General features: G+C 74.5%; 4 protein-coding genes and 1 pseudogene. 2 read left to right on the top strand and 3 right to left on the bottom strand.

The window, feature by feature from the left end; translation table 11 throughout:
- From G3I42_RS31765 to G3I42_RS31755, 3 genes and pseudogenes are all read right to left on the bottom strand, one after another.
- Window positions 1-315, bottom strand: a pseudogene (locus G3I42_RS31765) (isochorismate synthase); the annotation flags it as partial.
- Window positions 316-464: 149 nt separating this feature from the next.
- Window positions 465-1,253, bottom strand: coding sequence for a 2,3-dihydro-2,3-dihydroxybenzoate dehydrogenase (locus G3I42_RS31760; protein ID WP_164291144.1), 789 nt, complete (start codon window positions 1,251-1,253; stop codon window positions 465-467).
- Window positions 1,250-2,239, bottom strand: a complete 990-nt coding sequence (locus G3I42_RS31755; RefSeq protein ID WP_164291143.1) for an iron-siderophore ABC transporter substrate-binding protein — start codon at window positions 2,237-2,239, stop codon at window positions 1,250-1,252. Before G3I42_RS31755 ends, G3I42_RS31760 begins: the two co-directional genes overlap by 4 nt.
- A 227-nt stretch (window positions 2,240-2,466) precedes the next feature.
- Between G3I42_RS31755 and G3I42_RS31750 the strand changes: the two genes are divergently transcribed.
- Both G3I42_RS31750 and G3I42_RS31745 read left to right on the top strand, forming a co-directional pair.
- Window positions 2,467-3,474: an iron ABC transporter permease gene (locus G3I42_RS31750; protein WP_164291146.1), complete on the top strand. Its 1,008-nt coding sequence runs from the start codon at window positions 2,467-2,469 to the stop codon at window positions 3,472-3,474.
- Window positions 3,471-4,232, top strand: a 762-nt coding sequence (locus tag G3I42_RS31745) for an iron chelate uptake ABC transporter family permease subunit (protein ID WP_203607617.1), incomplete at its 3' end; no start/stop codon positions are given. The genes G3I42_RS31750 and G3I42_RS31745, both read left to right, overlap by 4 nt.

The raw sequence follows: 4,232 nt of genomic DNA, 5'->3' as shown, positions 1-4,232 counted from the left end.
TCCGCGGCGCAGCCGGGCGGGGACGGCGAGCGCGGGAGGGGCGTCGGGGAGGAAGGGGAGGCAGCCGATGACGACGGGTGCGGGGTCTCCGGCGGCGCGCCGCGCGTCGAGCACCCGGCGGACGCGCTCGCCGAGGGGGACGGCCGGTGCGTGGGGTATCTCGGCGGCGGTCCCCGAGCCGAGCAGGGTGCGCCCGGGCGTGGCGAGGAAGCGGTCGCCCGGGCGGTAGGCGTCGAGCAGCGCGGTCGCGCCGCCGGGGACGGCGGCGGGGGGTTCCGGGGTGCGGGTGAGGGGTTCGTGCAGGGGGGCGGTCATGGGGGGCCTCCTGGGGATGGGGGTGCCGTGTGTGGGGGGGACGGGCGGCATCTCGTACGCGGCGACTCACGCGCGTGGCGCCGCGTTTCGGCGCACCTGCCGCGACGGCTCGTGCGCAGGTCGCCTCGTGCACGGGCCGTCGCGGCGTCTTACGCGCGCAAGGTCGCGCCTCCGTCCACGTACAGGTCGTGCATCGTGATGTGGCGTGCGCGCTCCGAGGCGAGGAAGGTGACGGCGTCCGCGATGTCGGCGGGTTCGGCGATGCGGCCGAGGGGGATGCCGGTGCGGAAGGCGGCGGGGTCGCCGTCGAGGACGCGGCGGGCGCCCGCTTCCTGGTCCTCGCCCCACATGGCGCGCTGCATGGCCGTGAGTGTGGAGCCGGGCGAGACGGTGTTGCAGCGGATGTGGTGCGGGGCGAGTTCGAGGCCGAGGCACTTCATGTACATCACGGTCGCGGCCTTCGACGCGGCGTAGGCGGCCATTCCGGCGCGCGGGACGCCGGCCGCGTTGGACGCGACGGTGACGAGGGTGCCCCGGCCGCGCGGGGTCATGCGGCGGGCGGCGGCGCGGGTGACGTGGAAGACGCCGGTGGTGTTGACGGCGAGGCTCGCGGACCAGTCGGCGTCGGTGAGTGCGGTGACGGGGCTCGTGCGCAGGATGCCCGCGACGCAGGCGACGACGTCGAGGGGGCCGTGGCTGTCCTCGGCGCGCGCGACCGCCGTTTCGACGGCCGCCGCGTCGGTGACGTCGAGGGGGTGCGCGGTGATCGCGCCCGGGCGGCGGGCGGCGAGGGCGTGGAGCCCGTCCGCGTCGGCGTCCGTCGCGAAGACGCGCGCTCCCTCCCGTACGAAGGCCGCCACGACCGAGGCGCCGATCCCGTGCGCCGCGCCGGTGACGAAGACGGTGCTCCCCGCGAACTCTCCTTCTGAGGGGTTCACTTGACCATCGCCGCCCGGATGTCGGCGAGGACGGACGTGGCGGCCTGGGCGCCGCCGAGGCTGGTCCACTTCGAGCCGTCGACGACGGTGGCGTGCTTGTCCTCGACGGCCTTCAGGCTCCGGTAGGCGGGTTCGGCCTGGAGTTGCTTGAGCAGTCCGGACTCGCTCGTGGGGTCGAGGGTGCCGATGAAGAGCCAGTCGCCGTCGATCTCCTTGAGGTTCTCGTTGCTGATCGGCGTCGAGTGGCCCTCGCCCTGCTTCGCCTGGATGCCGGGCCGGGTGAATCCGAGGTCCTTGAGGACGTCGGAGACGAAGACGCCCTGCTGCATGACGGCGGTGCCCTTGGCGGAGTAGCGGGCGACGGAGACCTCGCTGCCCGCGCGGGTGCCGAGGTCCTTCTTGAGCGCGGCGGCCTTCTCGTCGTACCGGGCGAGGAACTTCTTCGCCTCGTTGCTCTTGCCGAGGGCCTTGCCGGTGAGGGTGAGTGAGGACTTCCAGTCCTTGTCCTTCCCGATCGTGACGAGGGTGGGGGCGACCTTTCTGAGCTGTGCGAGCACCTGGGTGTCGGCGAGTTGTCCGGCGAGGATGACGTCGGGCTGGGCGGCGACGACCTTCTCGATGTCGGGGCCGGTCACGGTGCCGACGAGGGGGATCTTCGCGGCCTTGTCGGCGAGGTAGCCGGGGGCGCCCTTCTGGCCGCGTGCGGCGGTGAGGCCGACCGGTGCGATGCCGAGGGTGAGCGCGGAGTCGAGGTCCATCTCGCTGAGCACGACGACGCGCTGCGGGTGGGCGGGTATCTTCACCGCCGCGCCGGTGGCGTCGGTGACGCTGACGGTGCTCTTGTCCGTGGTGGCCGCGCCGGCCGCGTCGGAGGAGTCGTCGCCCGAACAGGCGGTCGCGGTGAGCAGACCGGCCCCGGCGAGCAGTGCCGCGAGCACGGTCGTGCGGCGGGTGGAGGGGCGAGGGGCGGACGGGCGGTGTGCCATGGATCGAGTTCTCCGTGAAAGGGGGACGGGGGGAGCACCGCAGCGGGGACGAGGGGGGCGAGGAACGCCGTTCTCCCTGCGTGCGGAGGGTTTTCGGGCAGCGAGCAGCCCGGCGCACCGCCCACCGGACGGCGCGTTACTTAGGTTAGGCTAACCTCATGTTCATTACGCAAGGGCGTCCGGCTCTCCCCGGCCGGCGCACCGCGCCGCTCACGGGCCGCGCATCGGTGGTCCGGTGGAGCGCGGCGGGACTTCTCGTTCTTGTCCTCGTGCTCGGGCTGCTGTCGCTCCTGTTCGGTACGGGCGCGACGGGCCCGGGCCGCGCCTGGGACTACCTCACGGGCGATCCGGCGGCACGGGCCGACGCACAGGTGCGGCTCGCGGTGCGCGACGTACGCCTCCCGCGCACGCTCGCGGCGCTCGTGGTCGGCTGCTGCCTCGGTGTCTCGGGCTGCCTGCTCCAGGCCGCTACCCGCAATCCGCTCGCTGAGACGGGTCTTCTCGGCGTCAACTCCGGTGCCGCCTTCGCCGTCGTCCTCGGGCTGACGTGGGGCGGGGTCGGTTCGGCGGGCGGGCTCATGGTGTGCGCGCTGCTCGGGGGCACGGTGGCGAGCGCGATCGTGCTGCTGCTCGCGGCGAGCGGGCGCACGGCGGGTTCGCCGCTGCGGCTCGTGCTCACCGGTTCGGCGCTCGGCGCGACGTTCCACGGCCTCACGGCGTACGTACTGCTCGGCACGCAGTCGACCTTCGACACGTACCGTTACTGGACGATCGGCTCGCTCGCCGGGGTGAGACTCGGCGATTTCGCGCTGCTCGCCCCGCTCGCCGCGCTCGGTCTCGCGGGCGCGTTGCTGTGCGCGCGTCCCCTCTCGGCGCTCGGCCTCGGGGACGACACGGCGCGGGCGCTCGGACACCATCCGGGGCGCGTACGGCTCGCGGTTGCCGCCGCGGTCTCGCTGCTTACCGGCTGTGCGGTGGCCCTCGCGGGCCCGATCGCCTTCCTCGGCCTCCTCGCCCCGTACGCGGCCCGCGCCCTGACGGGTCCCCGGCTCACGGCGCAGCTCGTCCTGTCGGCGCTCTTCGCCGTCAACGTCCTGCTCTTCGCCGACCTCCTCGCCCGCCTGGTGATCCGCCCCTGGGAGACCCCGGTGAGCGTGCTCCTCGCCTTCGTCGGGGGCCCGCTGCTCGTCTGGATCGCGCGCTCGCCGCGCCTGTCGACGGCGGGGGCGGCATGAGCGCGTACGACCCCGCCCGGCCGGAGCGGGACACCGGCGACACCTCCCCTCCCCCCACCGGCATCCCCCTCACCCCGCCCGACAGCACGGTTCTGCGCACCGGTGCCCTCTCCTGGCTCCTCCCCCGCCGTTCCCTCCTCCTCGCGTTGTGTCTCGCGCCCGTTCTCCTCGCCGTCGTGTGCCTCGCCGTGCTCGCCAGCTCGACCGGCATGAGCGCCGGGGAGAGCCTGCGGGGGCTCTTCGGGGCGGGGGACGCGGCGAGCACCATGGTGGTGCGGGAGTTCCGGCTGCCGCGGATCGTCGTGGGGCTGCTCGTCGGGGCCGCGCTCGGGGTCGCGGGGTGCCTCACGCAGACACTCGCGGGCAACCGGCTCGCCACACCCGACCTCGTCGGCGTCAACGAGGGCGCGACGGCCGCCGTGGTGGCCTCGGTCGCCGGGTCGACGACCGGGATGCTCGGCGCCTGGTGGCTCGGGCCGCTCGGCGCGGCGGCGGCGGCCGTGCTCGTCGTGCTGTGCGCGGGCGGTGCCGGGGCCGCCGGGTACCGGCTGCTCGTCACGGGCATCGGCGTCTCGACGTTCGTCGGCGCGGTGAGCGACCTCGTGCTGTCGCGCCAGAACCAGGCGACGGCGGGCGGCGTGTTCCTGTGGACCGTGGGCAGCCTCAACGGGCGCGACTGGGCGGTGGGCGGACCGCTCCTGGTGATCCTCGCGGTGCTGCTGCCGCTCGCCCTCGCGGCGGGCCACCGGCTCCAGTTG

Origin of the sequence: Streptomyces sp. SID11385 (genome assembly GCF_010548245.1) — a bacterium.
Classification (GTDB): domain Bacteria; phylum Actinomycetota; class Actinomycetes; order Streptomycetales; family Streptomycetaceae; genus Streptomyces.
This window is presented reverse-complemented; position numbering and strand designations above follow the sequence as displayed.

Excerpts from the sequence above, each read along its gene's own strand:
- G3I42_RS31755 (WP_164291143.1), bottom strand. The coding sequence starts at position 2,239 with ATGGCACACCGCCCGTCCGCCCCTCGCCCCTCCACCCGCCGCACGACC.